This window comes from Corynebacterium sp. c25Ua_47, from assembly GCF_039907205.1.
GTDB classification, from domain to species: Bacteria; Actinomycetota; Actinomycetes; order Mycobacteriales; family Mycobacteriaceae; genus Corynebacterium; species Corynebacterium hiratae.
In genome coordinates, this window is sequence record NZ_JASBOH010000002.1 from 333,934 (window position 1) to 350,373 (window position 16,440).

Sequence of the window (16,440 nt, forward strand, 5' to 3'; positions counted from 1 at the left end):
CGCCCCTTCCGAACACTCGGCTCACATCACCCCCGGCGCATAGGATAAGGCACGTACTTATTAACGATTTTAGGAGCCTTATTCTATGCGTCTTTCTCGCGTTTTAGGCTCGGTGCTGGGGCCCGTAGCTGTTGCTGCCGGCCTGGTTGCCGCGCCCGCTGTTGCTCACGCCGATCAACCCACCATCAACTGGGGCCCGTGCCCGGAAGGGGTCACCGAAGAGCGCGCTGAATGCGGGCACGTGACCGTTCCGACCTATCACGATGCCCCGGAGAAAGGCACCATCGACGTCGGCCTCATCCGCCTCAAGGCCACCGGAAACCGACAGGGCACCCTGTTTACCAACCCGGGTGGCCCGGGCGGTGACGCGTATAGCTGGGTGAGCTTCGCCGCGTGGCCGGAGGAAGTCAAACAGAGCTACGACATCATCGGTGTGCAGCCGCGTGGCCTGCGCGAGTCGGGAGAGGTGAACTGCACGGCCAGTGAGCTGGGCGCCAATCCCCTTGCGGAGATCACGCAGATCGGCGCGATTACCCGCAATGACTGCGAGAAGAACACCCCCGGCTACACGGACTCCCTGACGACGGAAAACACCGCAAAGGACTGGGAGGTTGTCCGCCAGGCACTCGGCGAGGAGAAAATCAACATCGCCGGTCTCTCCTACGGCACCTTCCTGGGCTCCACCTACGCCACGCTCTACCCACAGCACACCGACAAGGTCGTGCTGGATTCCGGTATGAATCCGAAGATGGCGTGGAACCAGATCTTCGCTTCCCAGCAGGCAGGCTACGAGAATGCGCTGCATGACTTCTTTGCGTACGTGGCCAAGAATGACGCCACCTACCACGCCGGAAAGACCCCGCTGAAGGCCTACGAGCGCTGGTCCCAGATTGTTGCCGCCGAGGCAGGCGTGCGCCCCACCGTGCTTCCACCTAACGCCCAGATTGGTGACCTGCCCCCAGGACTGGAGTTCGCCGGCCAGCCAGGTGCCAACATTATGACTGCTACCGGTGAGCTGCGTGTGCAGGCGGAGCACCTCGCCGGCAAGGTACGCAACCCGCAGGCTGTCCAAGCTTCCTCGCCGACGCTGTCCGCGACCCGTGAGCTTCTCCCCCGCCCAGAGTCCTGGGACACGCTGGCTAAGCACATTGGCGGCATCGAGCCAATCAACTTTGAGGAGCAGGCTGCACAGCAGCAGGCCCAGCAGGATCCGCAGCAGGCTCAGCAGGACGTTCTCAATGCCGTGAGCATGCAAAACATCATCATGTGCAATGAGAACACCGCGCCGACGGATCCCACCCTCATTCCGGCGTTCCTCTGGTCGAACTACGTCACGATTGACCCCTTCACTCTGTTCAACTCGATGTACGCCTCCGGCGCGGGTTGCGGTGGCCGCGCACCGGTCAACACCCCGATTGCCGTCTCCGGCCAGAACCTGCAGACCAAGCCGCTGCAGCTGCAGGCCACCGGTGACCCGCAGACCCCGTACGCTTTCTACCGCGGTCTCTCGGATCCGATGCAGTCCCGCGTGGTGACTGTCCACGGCCCGGGTCACGGCCACTTCGCGATGGGTAACAAGGCCGTCGACCAGATCGTGGTTGATTACCTGCGCACCGGTGAGGTCCACACCGCGGATGCGCCGGGCTTCTTTGACCAGCCCCAGGCACAGGAGCAGCCCGCCCAGTAGTAGGAACAGCGAGAACCAGGCAGGAGCAGCTTAGCTAGCTGGCTAAGCCGCCCCTTCCTCCCGCCACACCCCCATCGGCGTGAGGCCAATTACTGCGCTTCAGTCTTTATAGGCTAGAATCGCATCGTTGGTATTTCGCCAGCAATGCCCTTGTAGCTCAGCGGATTAGAGCATCGGTTTCCGGTACCGAAGGTCGCAGGTTCGATCCCTGTCAGGGGCACTTTGTGTCAGGGGCACTTTTTCATGCCCACATCTCTCTCCCAATAGGCCGCACCCCGGCCCGCATTTTTGATGATGCCGCGAGTGCGGGAAAGCCTTTCGCACTCTGCCATTCTGCATTCCCCCAGACCTGAAACCCGCAACCTGCAGGTGGGCGTCACCCAGCGCTTGACGGCACCAAGCCACTCACTTGGAGGTTTCGGGTTCGAGGTCTGGGGATATGGAACTAACGCAAGCGCGCCTTAATATCCGCAACCACTTCTTCCGGATTCTTCGCCGAAGCGATGAGAGAGCTTCGGCCCTGCTCGATGCGCACAGTCGGCCCAGAAACGATATAGGCCGGTGCGCCGTCGACAACGCGTGGGCCCGCGCCTTCCTTAATCCCAGTCACGGGACCAATACCTACCCCAGTGATATCTCTGAGTGGAACCCTCTTCGTGAAGATACCCAGGATGGAAACCATAACGTCGTCGTCACTCACGACGATCTTCACTCGCATCATGATGCAGGCTGCAGTTGCAGCGATGACCAGGGTGCCGAAGAGGATGGCTGCCCACGTGGAATCGATCATCGTTGGCACCACCGCTGCCACGACAGCAAGGCCAACGATAATTCCCAGCCACAGGAGCGGGCCGTTGAGATAGCGAACGTAGATATGAGAGGCCATCGAGTTCAGGCTATCAGACAGCTTCGCCCTTCGCGCTCACCGAAAGCCGCGGGCGGCGGCTGATAAGGGCTCTCGGTGAGCGCGAAGGGCGAAGAAGTGATGACTCGGCAACTAACTCTCAGGCTCAACACTGCCCCAGTTGCCAAAGATCTGACCAGATCTTGCGAGAGAGAGCGATGGTTTTGGCAACTAGGGCAGTTGCGCGGCCCGGACATGATTCTGCGCATGCGTGAAACCTTCCCAAACCGCAATGACTTTGGGCTCAAAGGAACAGGTTGAGTGTTGCGGCAGGTGAGAAGAATGAAGCCCCAGCAGGAAACACTGCTGGGGCTTTAAGTCAAGCTACTCCCCGCTGGGCGGCAGCGTGAGGAGCGAACCAGTTACTGGGTGATGTACTGGTTGACGATCGGCTGGGTGATGTCCAGAGTGCCGTGCTCGACGTAGTACATGCCGAGCATCAAAGCGCCCAGCATCACCACGGAAAGAAGCATGGAGGGAATCCACTCAACGAAGACGGAAACCCAGCCATCAGCCTTGTCACGGGCAGCTGCTTCGCGCTGCTCCTGAGCCAAATCGCGCTCGACGATCATGTTTAGTCCTTTCACTTAGCTCCCTGTGCCAGAGAAGTTTTCGCGGAAACAGTCTCTTGGTGGCGTGTGGGATGCTCGCCCATTAACACAGAGTATCTTAGCAGTTTATGCAGATCTGACCGTAGTTAAACGCAGATATTTCGGCCGCTATCCGCCTTTAGTATGACACCGACTGTGGGCTAGACCCCAGGGTCCTCATTGTTGTTGAGCGCTTCGACGAAGTCCTCGCGGTCCTGAAACATGCGCTCGATGTCATCCTCCGCGCCGATTATCCACAACTGGGAGGCATCATCGTAGGTCAGGGCCTCGTCCGGGTGCTGTTCGAGGGCGTGCTCGAGTGCGGCGGTTTGCTCCTCGCTGAGCTCTTCCAGGTCCTCGGCGGGGCCTACCTGAGCGCTGAGTTCCTTCAGCGGCGTGATGCCGTACGTGGTGTATTGGCGCTCTGGGTGCTCGAACAATTCTTGTCCCATCATGATGTGGACAGGTCACCTCCTGGTGCGTAAACGGACGGGGGCCTACTCTACCCCGGTGGGCGCAGCTAGTGGTCACGAGTGCCCAGGCGCTCGTCCGGCACGAAGCCGTCATAGCCCGGAAGGTTTTTCTCCGAGAGCACGCCTTCACAAAAGCGCAGAAGCGCCGGAACATCGGCGGGATCCAGATGGTCAAAGACCATGCGGCGCACGGACTCAACATGCTCCGGTACCGCCGCCTCAAGTCGCTCTCGGCCGGCCCGCGTCATGACGACCTCCACGCCGCGGGCATCGCCCGCGCACTTTTCTTTGCGTACGAGCCCACGCTTTTCCATGCGGGTGATCTGGTGGGAAGCGCGCGAGCGGTCCCACTCCAATTCTGTGCACAGCTCGCGCAGGCGCAGGGTGTGCTCGGGTGCCTCCGAAAGCGAAACAAGCACCGAATACTCGGCCGCCGAGATATCACTGCAGGCCAAGAGAGTTTCCTCCATGCCGCGATTAATCTTGCGAATGCTGGCCAGGAGTTGGCGCCACAGCTCTTGCTCGCTGCCGGTGAGCCATCGAATATCCGCTGTCATGGCACTTACCCTACACTCCGGCTCTTAAGCATTCCTAAGCCTCACCATGTCAAGGTCTATGCGACCGGGTACCCAGGAATAGCGCTGCGGCATACAGGTGAGCACGATGACCTGTGTTGTCTTCCCTGCCTTAGTAAACAGCGCAGCCATGAGCTGGAGACGCTGCGAGTCGGTGGAGCCCAGCGCGTCATCGATAACGACGGGTACCGGTTCACTGGACACCAGCTGGGCGATGGCAAAGCGCGTCAGGATGCTCAACTGCTCCTTGGCGCCGCCGGAGAGCGCATCGAAGGCCACGGTTTCGCCGTTGCGGCTGCGCGCCTGCACCTTGAGCTCTTCGGAAAGCTCGAAGTCCACGTCACCGCCGAACACGGTGCGGGCTAGTCCGTTGAGCGCAGTGACGAAAGGCGCGGCATACCGCTGACGGGCGGCGTCGCGATGGCGCAGAATGAGCGAACGCAGGTAGCGCGCGGCCTCCGCGCGGCGCTGGATGGCAGCGTGGCGCTCACGAGCAACGTCGAGTTCGGCAGCGGCCTTCTCCTCGTTTTCGGCCGCGCCCGAGTGCATATCGATAAGCCCGCGGAACTCACGCATATCCCCCACCGCTGCATTAACCGCTGCCTTCAAGGATTCAACGTGCGTGTGCGCTCCCCGCGCCAACTGCTCCGCGGTGTCGACATCGACGGCGGACATCTCCTCCAGCGCTTTCTTCTCAGCAGTGTGCGCGGTCCGTGCTGCTTCGATAGCGGCGGTCACGCCTTCATCCGTTAGCTGGGCACGCGCCGACTCCACTGCCGCGGCCTTGGCATCGCGCTGCGCGGTGGCCTCCTCCGCACGGACCATAGCCACCTCCAGTGCCGCGCCCGCCTTGTTCTCGCGGTAGGGCGCCAGGGCGCGATCAAGCTCATCCAGCTTCCTGCGCAACTCCTCTTCCTCACGCTCCACTAAGTCGAGCTCCCGCGGCTTCGCGTCGTCCTCAGTAGTCCCGCCGGCCTCCTCGGCGTCCTCAGCATCGGCCGCGCCCGCCTCAAAGCGCGCACGCAGCTCACCGAGGTCCTCCCCGCCCAGCGCAGCATGAAGCTCGCGGGCAGCAGTATCCGTGGCGGAGGCCAGCTCCGCGTGCTTTTCGTGGGTGGCGCGGGCGGACTCAAGGTCTTCGCACCCGGCATCCTCCAGCAGGCGTGCGAGCTCCACGCGGGCCTTCTCCACGCCTTCCTCACCGCTATCGCCCGCACCGGCCGCATAGCGGGCGGTGATGTCACCGACCTTCAGCGTGGTGCCCTCGCGCAGTTCGACTGCCAGTTCTTGACCGCTCTCCAGGGCACGTTCTTCGCCATCGACGATAAAGGCGCCCTCACCGGAAAAATAAAGCTTGGCCGCCGCGGCGGCCCGCAAGCGCTCTTGGATGGTGACCTCGCGAACCGCGTCCTCCAAGGCCTGAAGGTTCGGTACGTCGGGAGTCGCGGCCAGTTCACGGCGGCGGGACGCCAAAGTCTCTTCCAGTTTGTTCAATGCCTCAAGACGAGTGCCCAGCGCCTTGCGCTCGGCTTGCTGCTGCGCGCGGCGGGCGCGCTGGCGTTCCTCGCGCACGGCCTCGTAGCGCTTGTGGACCTCGGCGCGCTCTTCTTCTAGTTTCGTGCGGGCGGCGGCCTCTTCCTCAGCACGTTCGCGGGCTTCCACAACCGCGGCGGCGGCACGCTCAGCAGCATCAACGGCTGCGTCATGCTCAGCAACCACAGCTTTACGGCGCTGTGCTTCCTCCTCCGCGCGTGTCACGGCCTCCGCCGCCCGAGTCACCGCAGCCTCCTGCGCGGTGACCTTCTCCTGTGCGGCTCGGGCAGCGACTAGCTCACCGTCACGGCGCTCGCATTCTTCCGCAGCCGACGGCAGAGCGGCTTCAGCCTCCTTCTTCTTCAGCTCGGCAGCCTCATAGCGCTCCACCACACCGTCGAGCTCCCGCAGCGCGGCCTCGGCGGCAGCGTGCTTCTCCTCAGCATCCGCCAGCGCGGCGATGGCAGCCTTATAGTCTCCTGCCGGCTTGTCTGTCTTCGCGGTGAAATACTCCTTGTACTCCGCCTCGATGCGCGTGAGCAGCTCGGAGTCTTCCGCCGCGGCACTCGCTCCGGTCTGCTCCTCCAGCGCCGCGGTCAGGGAAGGAATGCCCACCGCGGCGATGCCTTGGTGGTCGTCGTCCTGGCGGACGAAGAGGGCGTCGAGAAGCACGCGGTCCACGTGCTCACTGAGGATTCGATCCAGCTCCCCATCCGCCTCGGCTCCGGTCCACTGGCCCGGGCGCGGGGAGAAAACGTGCAGCTCCGACGTGCGTTTCTTCACCCACCGCTTGCGAATGCGGAAGCGGTAAGGCCCCACGGTCGCCTCCAGCGTGACCTCAGGCCCCACGTCGCGGCCGGCAGGCTGCAGCGCCCGCACCGGCTTGGAATTGGCCGTGTGCTTTTCTGTAAGCACAAAATCGATGGCCTCCACCAACGTGGACTTTCCGGCCTCGTTCGGCCCACCGATGACCACCACCCCGGTCTCCGGAAGGTCCTTGACCTCCAGATGCTCCACGCCCCGGACGTTGTTCAGTTCCACAGAATGCAGCTGCATCATGGTTTAGGCTCCCTTCGCGCTGAGGCGGAACAGCAGGTTGGCAGCGTCGCGGGCGGTGGGATTATCTAGATCCTCAAGCAGCTCCGCTAGTGCATCGGCGGCGTACCCACTCAAACTCAGCTCGCTGAGCTCCTCTTCCGAGGGCGCCAGATGCAGATCCATGGTTCTCTCGCGCGGCTTGAGGGAGGCAAAGACCTCCTCCATCTCCGCCAGGCCCTGCTCCAGACGGGCCTGCGTGCTCAAACCCACGGTGCCGCGCAAGCTGTATTTGACCGCAGTGCGAATCTTCTCCGGCACCGCGTCCAGCTGTTCCAGGAAGCCCTCGACATCCTCCATGGAGTCGATGTCCGCATCAATCGCCCGGAAGTCCCAACGGCCAACGCGGTGCTTGACGACGTCCACCCGATCCCCATCAACGGTCACCACCAAGGCGTTTCCCGAATCGCGTTCTCTATCGTCGAAGGCCGTGGTCTCCGGGCTGCCGGAGAACCACACCTTGCCGGTAGAACCGAGGGATTCGGTGGAGTGCGTATCCCCCAGCGCCAAGTAATCGATAACACCCTTATCCAGGCACTCCTCTACGAAGGCGAGGTCGATCGTATCCGCATCCGAGTCCTCGCCCTCGCCCGCGCGGGATTCCACCTGGCCGTGGCCCACCGCGATGCGAACCGCGCCCTCCTCGGCAGGCGGCAGCGGCTCCAGCGCGCGGCGCACGAGGTCATAGTTAGCCCGCTTGGACAGGTAAGGAGCACCGACGATCTCCACGCCCGGGCGCACCGCAATCGGCTCCGAATCAGCAATCACGTGCACGTTATCCGCAAAGGAGCTGAAGAAGATGGAATCCGCCACGAGAGGGTCATGGTTGCCGGGCAACAGGTAGACCGGAACCGGCAGGCGCTTGAACATATCCTTCGCCCGCAGCAGCGTGGACTTGCTCAAGGAGTTGTGTTCAAACACGTCACCGGCCACGACGATGAACTCGGCACCCGTCTCGGTGGCCAGCTCCCCCAGGCGCAACACCGCCGCCTCGCGGTCATCATCAAAACGCGATTGCGCCGCGGGACTTAAAAACCAGCGGGTCATGCCCAGCTGAAAATCGGAGGTGTGGATGAACGTGACCGCGGCCATGCAAACTCCCTACAACGTGGTCCAGGGCTGGGCGTGTGAGCCCCTCCCCTTAAGGTGGCAATGTCTAGTGCGTCAGATGATAGTAAAGGTCCTCGACATCGGAGACCGCCCGAAGCAAATCTATGTTCGTATGGCTGACGGAGCGCATGGCCTTGCGCAACAGTTCCGGGTCGGAATCATCCACCGCAGGAGCGGTCTTGGGCTCCGGCAACGGCGGCAATTCTCGCCCCTCCCAGAACAAGGCATTGCGTTCCTCCTGCGAGATGTCTGCGGCCCCGCTCGCGGAGTAGGAATCCTCCGAGGCCGCCTTAGCCTGCTCCATGACCGCTTGCTCGAGCCGCGCGAAGTCGAGTCCGCGCAGGGCAAAAATCACGGAAGGATCGGCATCCATCCGGGCCGCGAGGCGGTCTGCCACCGCCACGACGTGCTTGCACACGTACTCCGGGTCGGGGCAGGTACAGGAAAAGCGGAGGTCGTCGGGGTACTCGGCGATGAGGATGTCGAGGGAGGCGTCGGCAAGCATGCCCTCCCTGGCCTTCGCCACGGAGTTGGGCGTGCGCGCGAACATCTCCGACAGCCGCCCGATGTCCTCGTTATTGCGGTAGGGCACCTGGATAAGCACCGCGAAAGGTTCGTTCTGAGAGCCCGCGACCTTTCCGTGCACCGCACCATTGCGCACATCGAGGCCCACGACGTGGCCCTCCGTGGCGTACTGGCGCCCGCGGCGAATTCGGCCGGAATCCGTTTGCTGGTTGACAAAGTTGAGCAGGCGCGTGGCCGCCGGCTGCATGGTGCGCACGCGGTCGACGCGGTTGACCTCCTCCGGAGTGCTCACGCGCTTGCGGGTGCCGAAGTTGGCGTAGATGACGTTATTATCCTCAGGACTTTTCGGTGCCATTTACTTCTCCTGCTCCCTATAGCTCATGAGATCCGCCAGCTGCTCAGGGCTCAGTTCGGTGAGCCAGCCCTCGCCCTCGCCCACGACGGCACCGGCCAGCTGCGTCTTGCCGTCGAGGATGTCCTGGATGGATTCCTCCAAGGTACCGGCGGTAATCATCTTGTACACCTGCACGTTGCGCTGCTGACCAATGCGGAAGGCGCGGTCCGTGGCCTGGTTTTCCACCGCCGGATTCCACCAGCGGTCCATGTGCACGACAATCGACGCCGCCGTGAGGTTCAGCCCGGTACCGCCCGCCTTGAGCGAGAGCAGCATGACGGGCGCGCCGTTATCGGCCTGGAATTCCTCTACCATCTGGTCGCGCCGATTCTTGCTCACACCGCCGTGGAGGAAGGGAATCTCGCAGCCCAGCTGCTCAGACAGGTAGGGCTGGAGGACGTCACCGAAGGCCTTGTACTGGGTAAAGACCAGCACGCGCTCCGAGGATTCGATGGCCTGGTCGATGATCCGCATGAGTTCTTCCACCTTGCCGGAGCGGTGCTTGCCCTTGATGGTGACAGCGCTGCCATCGGCCAAGAAGTGCGCTGGGTGGTTGCAGATCTGCTTGATGCGGGTCAGTGACGCCAAGATGAGGCCGCGGCGCGAGATGCCCTCCTTCTTCTTTGCCAGGGCCTGTTCCACGTCATTGACCAGGGCCTTGTAGAGGGCGGCCTGCTCATCGGTCATGCGCACGGTGATGATCTGCTCGGACTTCTCCGGCAGGTCATCGATGATATTCGGATCCGTCTTAAGGCGGCGCAGGATGAATGGGCCAGTGAGCAGGCGCAGGCGCTCCGCCATGACTTCGCTGCCTTCGCGCTCGATGGCCTTGGCAAAGTGGTTGCGGAAGAAGGAAGCAGAGCCCAAGATCCCGGGGTTGCAATAGTCCAGGATGGAGCGCATTTCCGACAGGCGGTTCTCAATCGGCGTGCCGGTCAGCGCCACGCGGTGGCGCGAGGGGATGGCGCGCACGGCCTTGGAGGAGCGCGTGGAGGCGTTCTTGATCGCTTGGGCTTCATCGAGGACCACGCGGTCCCACTCCACCTTGCTCAAGGTCAGGAAGTCACGGCTGACCGTGCCATATGAGGTGATGACGATATCGGCGTTCTGCGCCGCCGTGACCAGCTCCTCGCCCTTCAGGCGCCCGGTGCCGTGTTGCACCATGACCTTAAAATCCGGTACGAAGCGCTTGGCCTCCCTAGCCCAGTTACCCACCACGGAGGTCGGGGCAACCACCAGAGTGGGCTTCCACGCCTCCGCTTCCTCAGCTGACTCATGGGCGGCCTTTTCTACCGCCAACAAAGACAGCAGCTGCAGGGTCTTGCCCAACCCCATGTCATCCGCCAGCACCGCGCCGATGTTGTTGCGGGACATCCAATACAGCCAGTCCACACCCCGGCGCTGGTACTCGCGTAGCTCGGCATGGACCGTATCGGGGATCTCCACGCGGTCGGGCGCGGTGCTATCCAGCCCGCCGAGCAGCGACGTGTGCCACTCGGAGCCGGTGAAGGCAACGGGGTCCTCCGCCATCGACTTCAATGCCATCTCGCGCAGATCCGCCAGCGTGACCGCTTCTTCCTGCTCGCCCTCATTGAATTCCTTGCGACGGCGCTCCACCTCGGCCACGAGCTCTTCCCAGCCGGGTTGTTCCAGCTGACGGGCCATCTCCGCGGTCGCGGCGAGTTGCTCCAGCTCCTTCAGGGCGCGCTTGCGGGCTGTGTCCGCCAACTCGCGCATGTACTGCGAGATCTTGTTCAAAGCCTGGGTATCCGCCATGACCCACTCGCCGCGCAGGCGAATGAGACCAGACTTGGAGGAGATGAGCTCGTGCATTTCGGCGTCGGTAAGCTGCGTATCCCCAACCGAGAGCTTCCAGTCATAGCTGAACAGCTTCTCCATGCCGATGTGCGCCTTGGTGGCGGCATCGGCTGGATCGCGCACCTCCGTGGTTTCCAGCTTGGCCTTGGTCTCCATGTGGGACCAGGACTTGGGCAGCAGCACGGTAAAGCCGGCTTTGCGCAGGGCGGCGGCGTCGTGGGTGACAAAATCCACGAGCTGCTCCGTGGTCAGGTACACATCCCAGTCACCCGCATTCCGGCTCGCCGGGGCGGAGTTGTACTTCAGCCGCGGTGCCACGTCGAAGGCATGGCGGCGGACTTCGCGCAGCTTCTCGACGCTCCCCCGATCCAACTGGTCCTGCCGCACCGGCAGCGGCGAATCCGTGCCGGAGCGAACCAGCAGACGAATAGGCCATGCTGCATCCTCGACGGAGACAGAATCATTTGGCGGCTCCTCGACGAGGAAGACCAGTTGAAGATCTACAGAGGTAATGGAGTCTTTCCACTCGTTGAGCCCGCGCAATAACTGCGCTCGCCCCTTCTTCACGGGCGAAGTTCTCAACAGTGCTTGAGCGAAATCATGCCAGGGTGCTGCGCGCGGGGCATCGATCTGCGGGCGCAATTGGGTGTAGGCAATCCAGTGCGTGAGCTCATCCGCCAGATCATCAGTGAGAGCCCGGTTATTAATGGAGAGGATGCCGGGCGCGGAGGCTAGCATCTCCGCCAGCCAGCTGCGCTCGCCCAAACCGGAGGCCAGTTGCCACATGGGGTACCACTCACCGGCTTGATAGGACAGGCGGATGGTCACCCGGCCAGCGCGAACAAACCGGAAGAGGCCACGATAAGCACGGATGAGCCACAGGAGATCCGGCGCGATGGTCGCGCGCTGCTCTGGGGTGGCCGCTTGGCTATCGGTGTCGAGGTATTCCAGCTTGGCCAATGTTTCTACCGCTTCATCTGGGGCGAACATAGCCATGGGCACCATGAGGGAAACATCTTTGCCCTTCGGCGTACGCAGGGAGACTCGCGCGCGGTTGCGGAAGGTCTTCTTGCTCAGGATGCTATCGACCACATCCGGAAAGGTTCCCTCCGGGACTGCTGAGGGCATGACGATCTTGTGCCCTTCGACCTGTTCGATCCATAGACTCAGGCCGGAGACGGGCAGCCAGAGGCCATGCAGCAGGTAAGAAGCCATAGGGGCCAGTTTAGCAGCACACCTTTGTGGGAAAGGGTTGCAGAAAGTTCCCGATTCCTGCCCAAATACGCAATTGTTACAGTCTCGTTACATAACGGCGTAACACCAGTAAGACCGTGCATTAAGCTGTGACCAAGGTAACCAAATACTGGTCAACCAGCCAATTTTCAGTTGGGTAGGAGCTTGTGCCTCGTTAGCGTGGTTAGGTCCTATTTTTTAATCTCAATCTCAAGGAGAGATCAGTGCAAGACTCCACTTGGTATGTCGTTGCGATGATCATCTACCTGCTTGCCATGGCCGCTATCGGCTTCTGGAGCTACAAGCAGACGGATGAGTACGACGACTACGTTCTCGCCGGCCGCGGCCTCCACCCGTTCGTAGCCGCCCTATCCGCCGGCGCTTCCGATATGTCGGGTTGGCTGCTCATGGGCCTGCCTGGCGCTTTGTTCCTGACCGGTATGTCCGAGCTGTGGATGGCGATCGGCCTCCTCATCGGTGCTTGGGCCAACTGGAAGTGGGTCGCGCCGCGTCTGCGCTCCTACTCCGAAATTGCCGGCAACTCCATTACCGTGCCCTCCTTCTTTGAGAACCGCCTGCACGATAAGTCGCGCCTGCTGCGCATCATCGCGGCGGCCATCATTATCTTCTTCTTCACCTTCTACGTCTCCTCCGGCATGGTGGCCGGCGGCCGTTACTTCGAGTCCAGCTTCGGTGGCGACTACATGGTCGGCATGCTCGTCGTGGCTGCCGTGACGGTCTTCTACACCTTCGTCGGTGGCTTCCTGGCGGTGTCCTACACCGATACCGTCCAGGGCCTGCTCATGTTCGCCTCTCTCATCATCGTGCCGATCATGGTGCTCTTCTCTTTGGACAACCCGGGCGAGATTTTCAGCTTCGCCGCCGAGAACCCGTACGCCACCGGCGGTGTAATTGAGAACCCCGATTACTTCTCCTTGTTCTCCGGCGTTTCCGCCGCGGTCATCATCGGCAACCTGGCCTGGGGCCTGGGCTACTTTGGCCAGCCGCACATCATCGTGCGCTTCATGGCGCTGCGCAAGCCTTCCGACGCCCGCGCGGGCCGCTTCTACGGTGTCAGCTGGATGGGTATCTCGCTCATCGGCGCTATTTTCGTCGCGCTCTCCGGCACGGTCTTCTTCACTGAGACCAGCCACTCCATCACTGACCAGGAGAACTACGAGACCATCTTCCTCGACATGGCACAGGTTATGTTCCACCCGCTCTTCGCAGGTCTGGTCCTGACCGCCGTTCTGGCAGCCATCATGTCCACGATGTCCTCCCAGATGCTCGTGGTCTCCACCTCCCTCATTGAGGATCTCTACCTCATCTTCGCTAAGAAGAAGCCAAGCCAGAACGTCCTGATCAACCTGTCCCGTACTGCCGTCGTGGCCATCGCCATCGTCGCCGCTGTGCTGGCAATCAACCCGTCGGATTCGATTCTGGGTCTGGTCGGCTTCGCCTGGGCCGGCTTCGGCTCCGCCTTCGGCCCGCTGGTGCTGCTGTCGCTGTACTGGAAGCGCCTCAACTCCACCGGCGCCATCGCCGGCATGATCACCGGTGCCGTCGTGGCCATCGGCTGGGGCATGAGCCCGCTGGGCGATACCCTTTACGAGTTGGTTCCGGGCTTCATCTCCGCTCTGCTCGTATCCGTCGGTGTTTCCCTTGCTACCAAGGCTCCGGATGAGAAGGTCATCCAGGAATTCGAGGAGGCTACCCGCTTGGCCAAGCTCGTTGAAGAAAACGATGACTTGGACTTCGAGGAGGCCGCGGAGAAGGTTCAGAAGTAGCCTTCGGCCCCTCCCCCCTCCTACTTTTAAACCCCTCGTCGAGCTAGTTCATCACTAAGCTCCGGCGAGGGGTTTGTCTTGTGAACTGAGGTGCCCGAGACACCTTCCTTTTAAGACAGCGCTGCCTCAATAGCCTTGACGGATTCCGTAATATGCGGGACGGTACCAGCCACGTGGGAGCGGGCATCATTCGGAATAAAGGTCACGTTTGCACCGCGCGAAGTCCACTGCTCAACCAGCTGCTCAGCGGTGGAGAAAGGAATCACGTCATCGCCGCGGCCGTGCGTAACCACCACCGGAATCGACGGCGCATCGTAACCAATGTGCTGGTCCGCCAGAATTCGGTCATAGGGCGCAGTAGCAATGAATTGGTCAACGCTCTTGCCCTCATTGCTGATCTGTTCAATGGTGGTTCCTGAAAAGCCAGCCAGCCCCAGGGTGCAGGTGTTGGTGGCGCGCTTGAGAATTGCAGCCCCCTTCTCATTGAGATGAGCGTACAGGTCTTCGCCATAGGAGTTACTCAAGCCCAACAACGCATAGGACTCAAAAAGGAAGTACAGCGTGCCGTCGAGAGCCGGCGGCAGCAACGTCAGATCCGCGGGTGCAGCACCAATCGTTGCTAGCTTGACGTTAAGCTCAGGCGCGTAGTCATCATAGAGTTCCGCTGCTGATGCCGCTGCCCCACCTCCCTGCGAATAGCCGTTAATGAACACGGGGTTGTCACCACTAATATCCCAGCCGTTCAGCTGCTGTGCCGCACGCGCACTATCCAAGACTGCATGCCCCTGGGAGATTCGGTCCATGTAAGTGTGCATTCCTGGGGTACCAAGACCTTCATAGTCTGTCACCACCACCGCATATCCCTTCTTCAAGTATTGCTCGAAGAAGAACTGCTCATAATCCCCCACGCCTTCAGCAATCTTGCGCGACGGCGCACAGCGGTCTGCCACACCCTGGGTACCAGGGGCGAATGCTACAACCGGGCGTGGTCCCGGCTTCGTCCATGCTGCTTTGGGCTCAATAACAATGCCGCTGACTGCCGTTTTCTCTCCCGTGCGGTTGGTAGAGGAATACAGGATGCGCTGGGCCTTGTAGGGGCCGATATTTGTAATTCCGAGGGTATTCGCCGGGTTGCGAACAGGCGCGGAACGGAAAAGCTGGCCGGGGGTGGATGACTCCAGATCTACAGCATCGTGGTAGAAGGCCGAGTATTCATCACCGACCGGACTGTTACCACCAGGTGCTGGTGCTGTGGAGTAATTCTTTAACTCTTCGGCGGCATCCTTAATGTCACCGGATTCGTTGGGGCTCTCCGTTGCTATGGGGTCTTTGAGGGCTTCCTCGGCGAGTGCAGATTCCGGCAGTTCCGGCGCGACGTCCTGCGCAAAGGCAAGAGGGCTTGCTGCAACAACGAGACATGTCGCAGCAAGAATGGGGAGCGGAGATTTCACTGCGTTTCCTTTCTTTTAGCAGTGATAGCGGGATCAGTAATTTTGACATTCTTAATCTATTACCAAGCTAATTATTAAAACTATTCTTATTTTGTCAAGTTTTGTTGACATCACAACCCACCTCATTGCGTGCTTGGCGACGCCCCTCCGAGCCCTTCAGGAACCCCTCCACGCCACGTGCAGTCTAAAAGTGCATGAACCTGCGCGCGGCCTATATCGGTTTCCTCTCCATAGCCACGGTGGCCTACGGCGGCTACCATCTCCTTCCCGGCCCGGACCTGGGTGTGGCTACCGTGCCTGCGCGCGTGGAGGCCCCTGGCTACAACCGCGATGACTTCGGCGGCTGGGCGCCGGGCACCCGCGATAACGTCAAAGCAGCGCAGACCATCGACGGCACCCTCTTCGATCCTTATGCCCGCGCACCTGCGGCGGAGCGCGTCGAAGTCGACCACGTCTTTCCGCTCTCAGCAGCCTGGGACCTTGGCGCCTCAACGTGGCCGCGCGATAAGAAAATGGCCTTCGCCAACGATCCGCTCAACCTTGTTGCCACTGCCCGCAATTTGAACCAAACCAAGTCCGATTCCTTGCCGGCGGACTGGCTCCCGCCCGCCGACCGCTGCGACTACTCGCTGCGCCTTGCCGCGGTGGCGCGCAAATACCAACTCCCACTGCCTGCCCGCGACTATGCAGTCATGCGCCACCAGTGTCGATTCGATTTCATATCCCAGCACCGTTAGACTTTCGCTGGGATAAGCCCCGTATAGAAAGGTAAAGCGCACTCCCCATGACAAGCTTGCTCATCTTCCTTCACGCCTTCGCTGCCATCTTGGTGGTCGGTACCGTGTGTATCTCCACCTCCGCCTTCCCTGCCCAACTGGCAAAGGCTGGCGCCGGTGATGCTTCGGCCGCTGGTGCCGCCGGCATCCTCAACAAGATCACCTCGACGTATGGTTACATTTCCGCCATCGTTCCGGTTATCGGTCTGGCAGTCTTCCTTACCGATCTCGACGCTTACAAGTCCGCTGTTCAGTACCACATCGCCCTCCTTCTCTCCGTCATCGCCTGGGTGATTCTGCTCGTCGTGGTCATCCCGAAGCAGAACAAGGCCATGGCCGCGATTGCTACCCCGGGCAGCGCCGACGTGGCCAAGTTGAAGAAGCAGCTGGCTATGTTCTCCGGTATCTTCAACCTGCTGTGGGTTGTCTGCGCACTCCTCATGTACGTAGACAAGTTCCAGTTCTAGTCAGCAGAAATAGCGAAAACCT

Annotated in this window: 13 protein-coding genes and 1 tRNA gene; 5 read left to right on the top strand and 9 right to left on the bottom strand. The window is 61.4% G+C overall.

Going from position 1 to position 16,440, the window contains the following annotated elements; all coding sequences use genetic code 11:
* The first annotated feature begins 85 nt into the window (after positions 1-85).
* Positions 86-1,687, top strand: coding sequence for an alpha/beta fold hydrolase (locus QKE52_RS03785; RefSeq protein WP_347948184.1), 1,602 nt, complete (start codon positions 86-88; stop codon positions 1,685-1,687).
* A 146-nt stretch (positions 1,688-1,833) separates the two neighbouring features.
* Positions 1,834-1,907, top strand: a tRNA-Arg gene (locus QKE52_RS03790).
* A 225-nt stretch (positions 1,908-2,132) separates the two neighbouring features.
* On the opposite strand, the gene QKE52_RS03795 is transcribed toward QKE52_RS03790, so the two are convergent.
* The 8 genes from QKE52_RS03795 to QKE52_RS03830 form a co-directional block, all read right to left on the bottom strand.
* Positions 2,133-2,573: a hypothetical protein gene (locus QKE52_RS03795; protein ID WP_347948185.1), complete on the bottom strand. Its 441-nt coding sequence runs from the start codon at positions 2,571-2,573 to the stop codon at positions 2,133-2,135.
* Between the two features lie 380 nt (positions 2,574-2,953).
* On the bottom strand, positions 2,954-3,163 hold the full coding sequence (locus QKE52_RS03800) for a hypothetical protein (protein ID WP_046648910.1): 210 nt from the start codon (positions 3,161-3,163) through the stop codon (positions 2,954-2,956).
* 179 nt (positions 3,164-3,342) lie between these two features.
* On the bottom strand, positions 3,343-3,636 hold the full coding sequence (locus QKE52_RS03805) for a molecular chaperone GrpE (protein ID WP_347948186.1): 294 nt from the start codon (positions 3,634-3,636) through the stop codon (positions 3,343-3,345).
* Positions 3,637-3,701: 65 nt separating this feature from the next.
* Positions 3,702-4,211, bottom strand: a complete 510-nt coding sequence (locus QKE52_RS03810) for a MarR family winged helix-turn-helix transcriptional regulator (protein WP_046648908.1) — start codon at positions 4,209-4,211, stop codon at positions 3,702-3,704.
* A gap of 24 nt (positions 4,212-4,235) precedes the next feature.
* Positions 4,236-6,821 carry an AAA family ATPase gene (locus QKE52_RS03815; protein WP_347948187.1) on the bottom strand — a complete coding sequence of 862 codons (2,586 nt, stop codon included), beginning with the start codon at positions 6,819-6,821 and terminating at the stop codon, positions 4,236-4,238.
* A gap of 3 nt (positions 6,822-6,824) precedes the next feature.
* Complete coding sequence (locus tag QKE52_RS03820; protein WP_347948188.1) at positions 6,825-7,949, bottom strand: DNA repair exonuclease; 1,125 nt, start codon at positions 7,947-7,949, stop codon at positions 6,825-6,827.
* Positions 7,950-8,013: 64 nt separating this feature from the next.
* On the bottom strand, positions 8,014-8,847 hold the full coding sequence (locus QKE52_RS03825; protein ID WP_046648905.1) for a hypothetical protein: 834 nt from the start codon (positions 8,845-8,847) through the stop codon (positions 8,014-8,016).
* The gene (locus tag QKE52_RS03830; protein WP_347948189.1) at positions 8,848-11,919 is read right to left on the bottom strand and encodes a DEAD/DEAH box helicase; all 3,072 of its coding nucleotides are present in this window, start codon (positions 11,917-11,919) and stop codon (positions 8,848-8,850) included. It abuts the gene before it with no gap.
* Between the two features lie 242 nt (positions 11,920-12,161).
* On the opposite strand from QKE52_RS03830, the gene putP reads away from it, so the two are divergent.
* Positions 12,162-13,724 carry a sodium/proline symporter PutP gene (gene putP, locus QKE52_RS03835; protein ID WP_347948190.1) on the top strand — a complete coding sequence of 521 codons (1,563 nt, stop codon included), beginning with the start codon at positions 12,162-12,164 and terminating at the stop codon, positions 13,722-13,724.
* A gap of 110 nt (positions 13,725-13,834) precedes the next feature.
* Here the strand turns inward: putP and QKE52_RS03840 are convergent, their stop codons facing one another.
* Entirely contained in the window at positions 13,835-15,175 is a 1,341-nt protein-coding gene (locus QKE52_RS03840) for a lipase family protein (RefSeq protein ID WP_049155126.1), read from the bottom strand.
* Positions 15,176-15,369: 194 nt separating this feature from the next.
* Here QKE52_RS03840 and QKE52_RS03845 point away from each other — a divergent pair, with 194 nt between their 5' ends.
* Both QKE52_RS03845 and QKE52_RS03850 read left to right on the top strand, forming a co-directional pair.
* The gene (locus QKE52_RS03845; RefSeq protein ID WP_049155128.1) at positions 15,370-15,912 is read left to right on the top strand and encodes an HNH endonuclease family protein; all 543 of its coding nucleotides are present in this window, start codon (positions 15,370-15,372) and stop codon (positions 15,910-15,912) included.
* Between the two features lie 47 nt (positions 15,913-15,959).
* Positions 15,960-16,418 (top strand): DUF2269 domain-containing protein, encoded by a 459-nt coding sequence (locus tag QKE52_RS03850; protein ID WP_071409791.1) that lies wholly within the window; start codon positions 15,960-15,962, stop codon positions 16,416-16,418.
* Positions 16,419-16,440 lie beyond the last annotated feature (22 nt).

Coding starts and splice junctions, on each gene's coding strand:
- QKE52_RS03785 (WP_347948184.1), top strand. CDS start 86: ATGCGTCTTTCTCGCGTTTTAGGCTCGGTGCTGGGGCCCGTAGCTGTT.
- QKE52_RS03795 (WP_347948185.1), bottom strand. CDS start 2,573: ATGGCCTCTCATATCTACGTTCGCTATCTCAACGGCCCGCTCCTGTGG.
- QKE52_RS03800 (WP_046648910.1), bottom strand. CDS start 3,163: ATGATCGTCGAGCGCGATTTGGCTCAGGAGCAGCGCGAAGCAGCTGCC.
- QKE52_RS03805 (WP_347948186.1), bottom strand. CDS start 3,636: ATGATGGGACAAGAATTGTTCGAGCACCCAGAGCGCCAATACACCACG.
- QKE52_RS03810 (WP_046648908.1), bottom strand. CDS start 4,211: ATGACAGCGGATATTCGATGGCTCACCGGCAGCGAGCAAGAGCTGTGG.
- QKE52_RS03815 (WP_347948187.1), bottom strand. CDS start 6,821: ATGATGCAGCTGCATTCTGTGGAACTGAACAACGTCCGGGGCGTGGAG.
- QKE52_RS03820 (WP_347948188.1), bottom strand. CDS start 7,949: ATGGCCGCGGTCACGTTCATCCACACCTCCGATTTTCAGCTGGGCATG.
- QKE52_RS03825 (WP_046648905.1), bottom strand. CDS start 8,847: ATGGCACCGAAAAGTCCTGAGGATAATAACGTCATCTACGCCAACTTC.
- QKE52_RS03830 (WP_347948189.1), bottom strand. CDS start 11,919: ATGGCTTCTTACCTGCTGCATGGCCTCTGGCTGCCCGTCTCCGGCCTG.
- QKE52_RS03845 (WP_049155128.1), top strand. CDS start 15,370: ATGAACCTGCGCGCGGCCTATATCGGTTTCCTCTCCATAGCCACGGTG.
- QKE52_RS03850 (WP_071409791.1), top strand. CDS start 15,960: ATGACAAGCTTGCTCATCTTCCTTCACGCCTTCGCTGCCATCTTGGTG.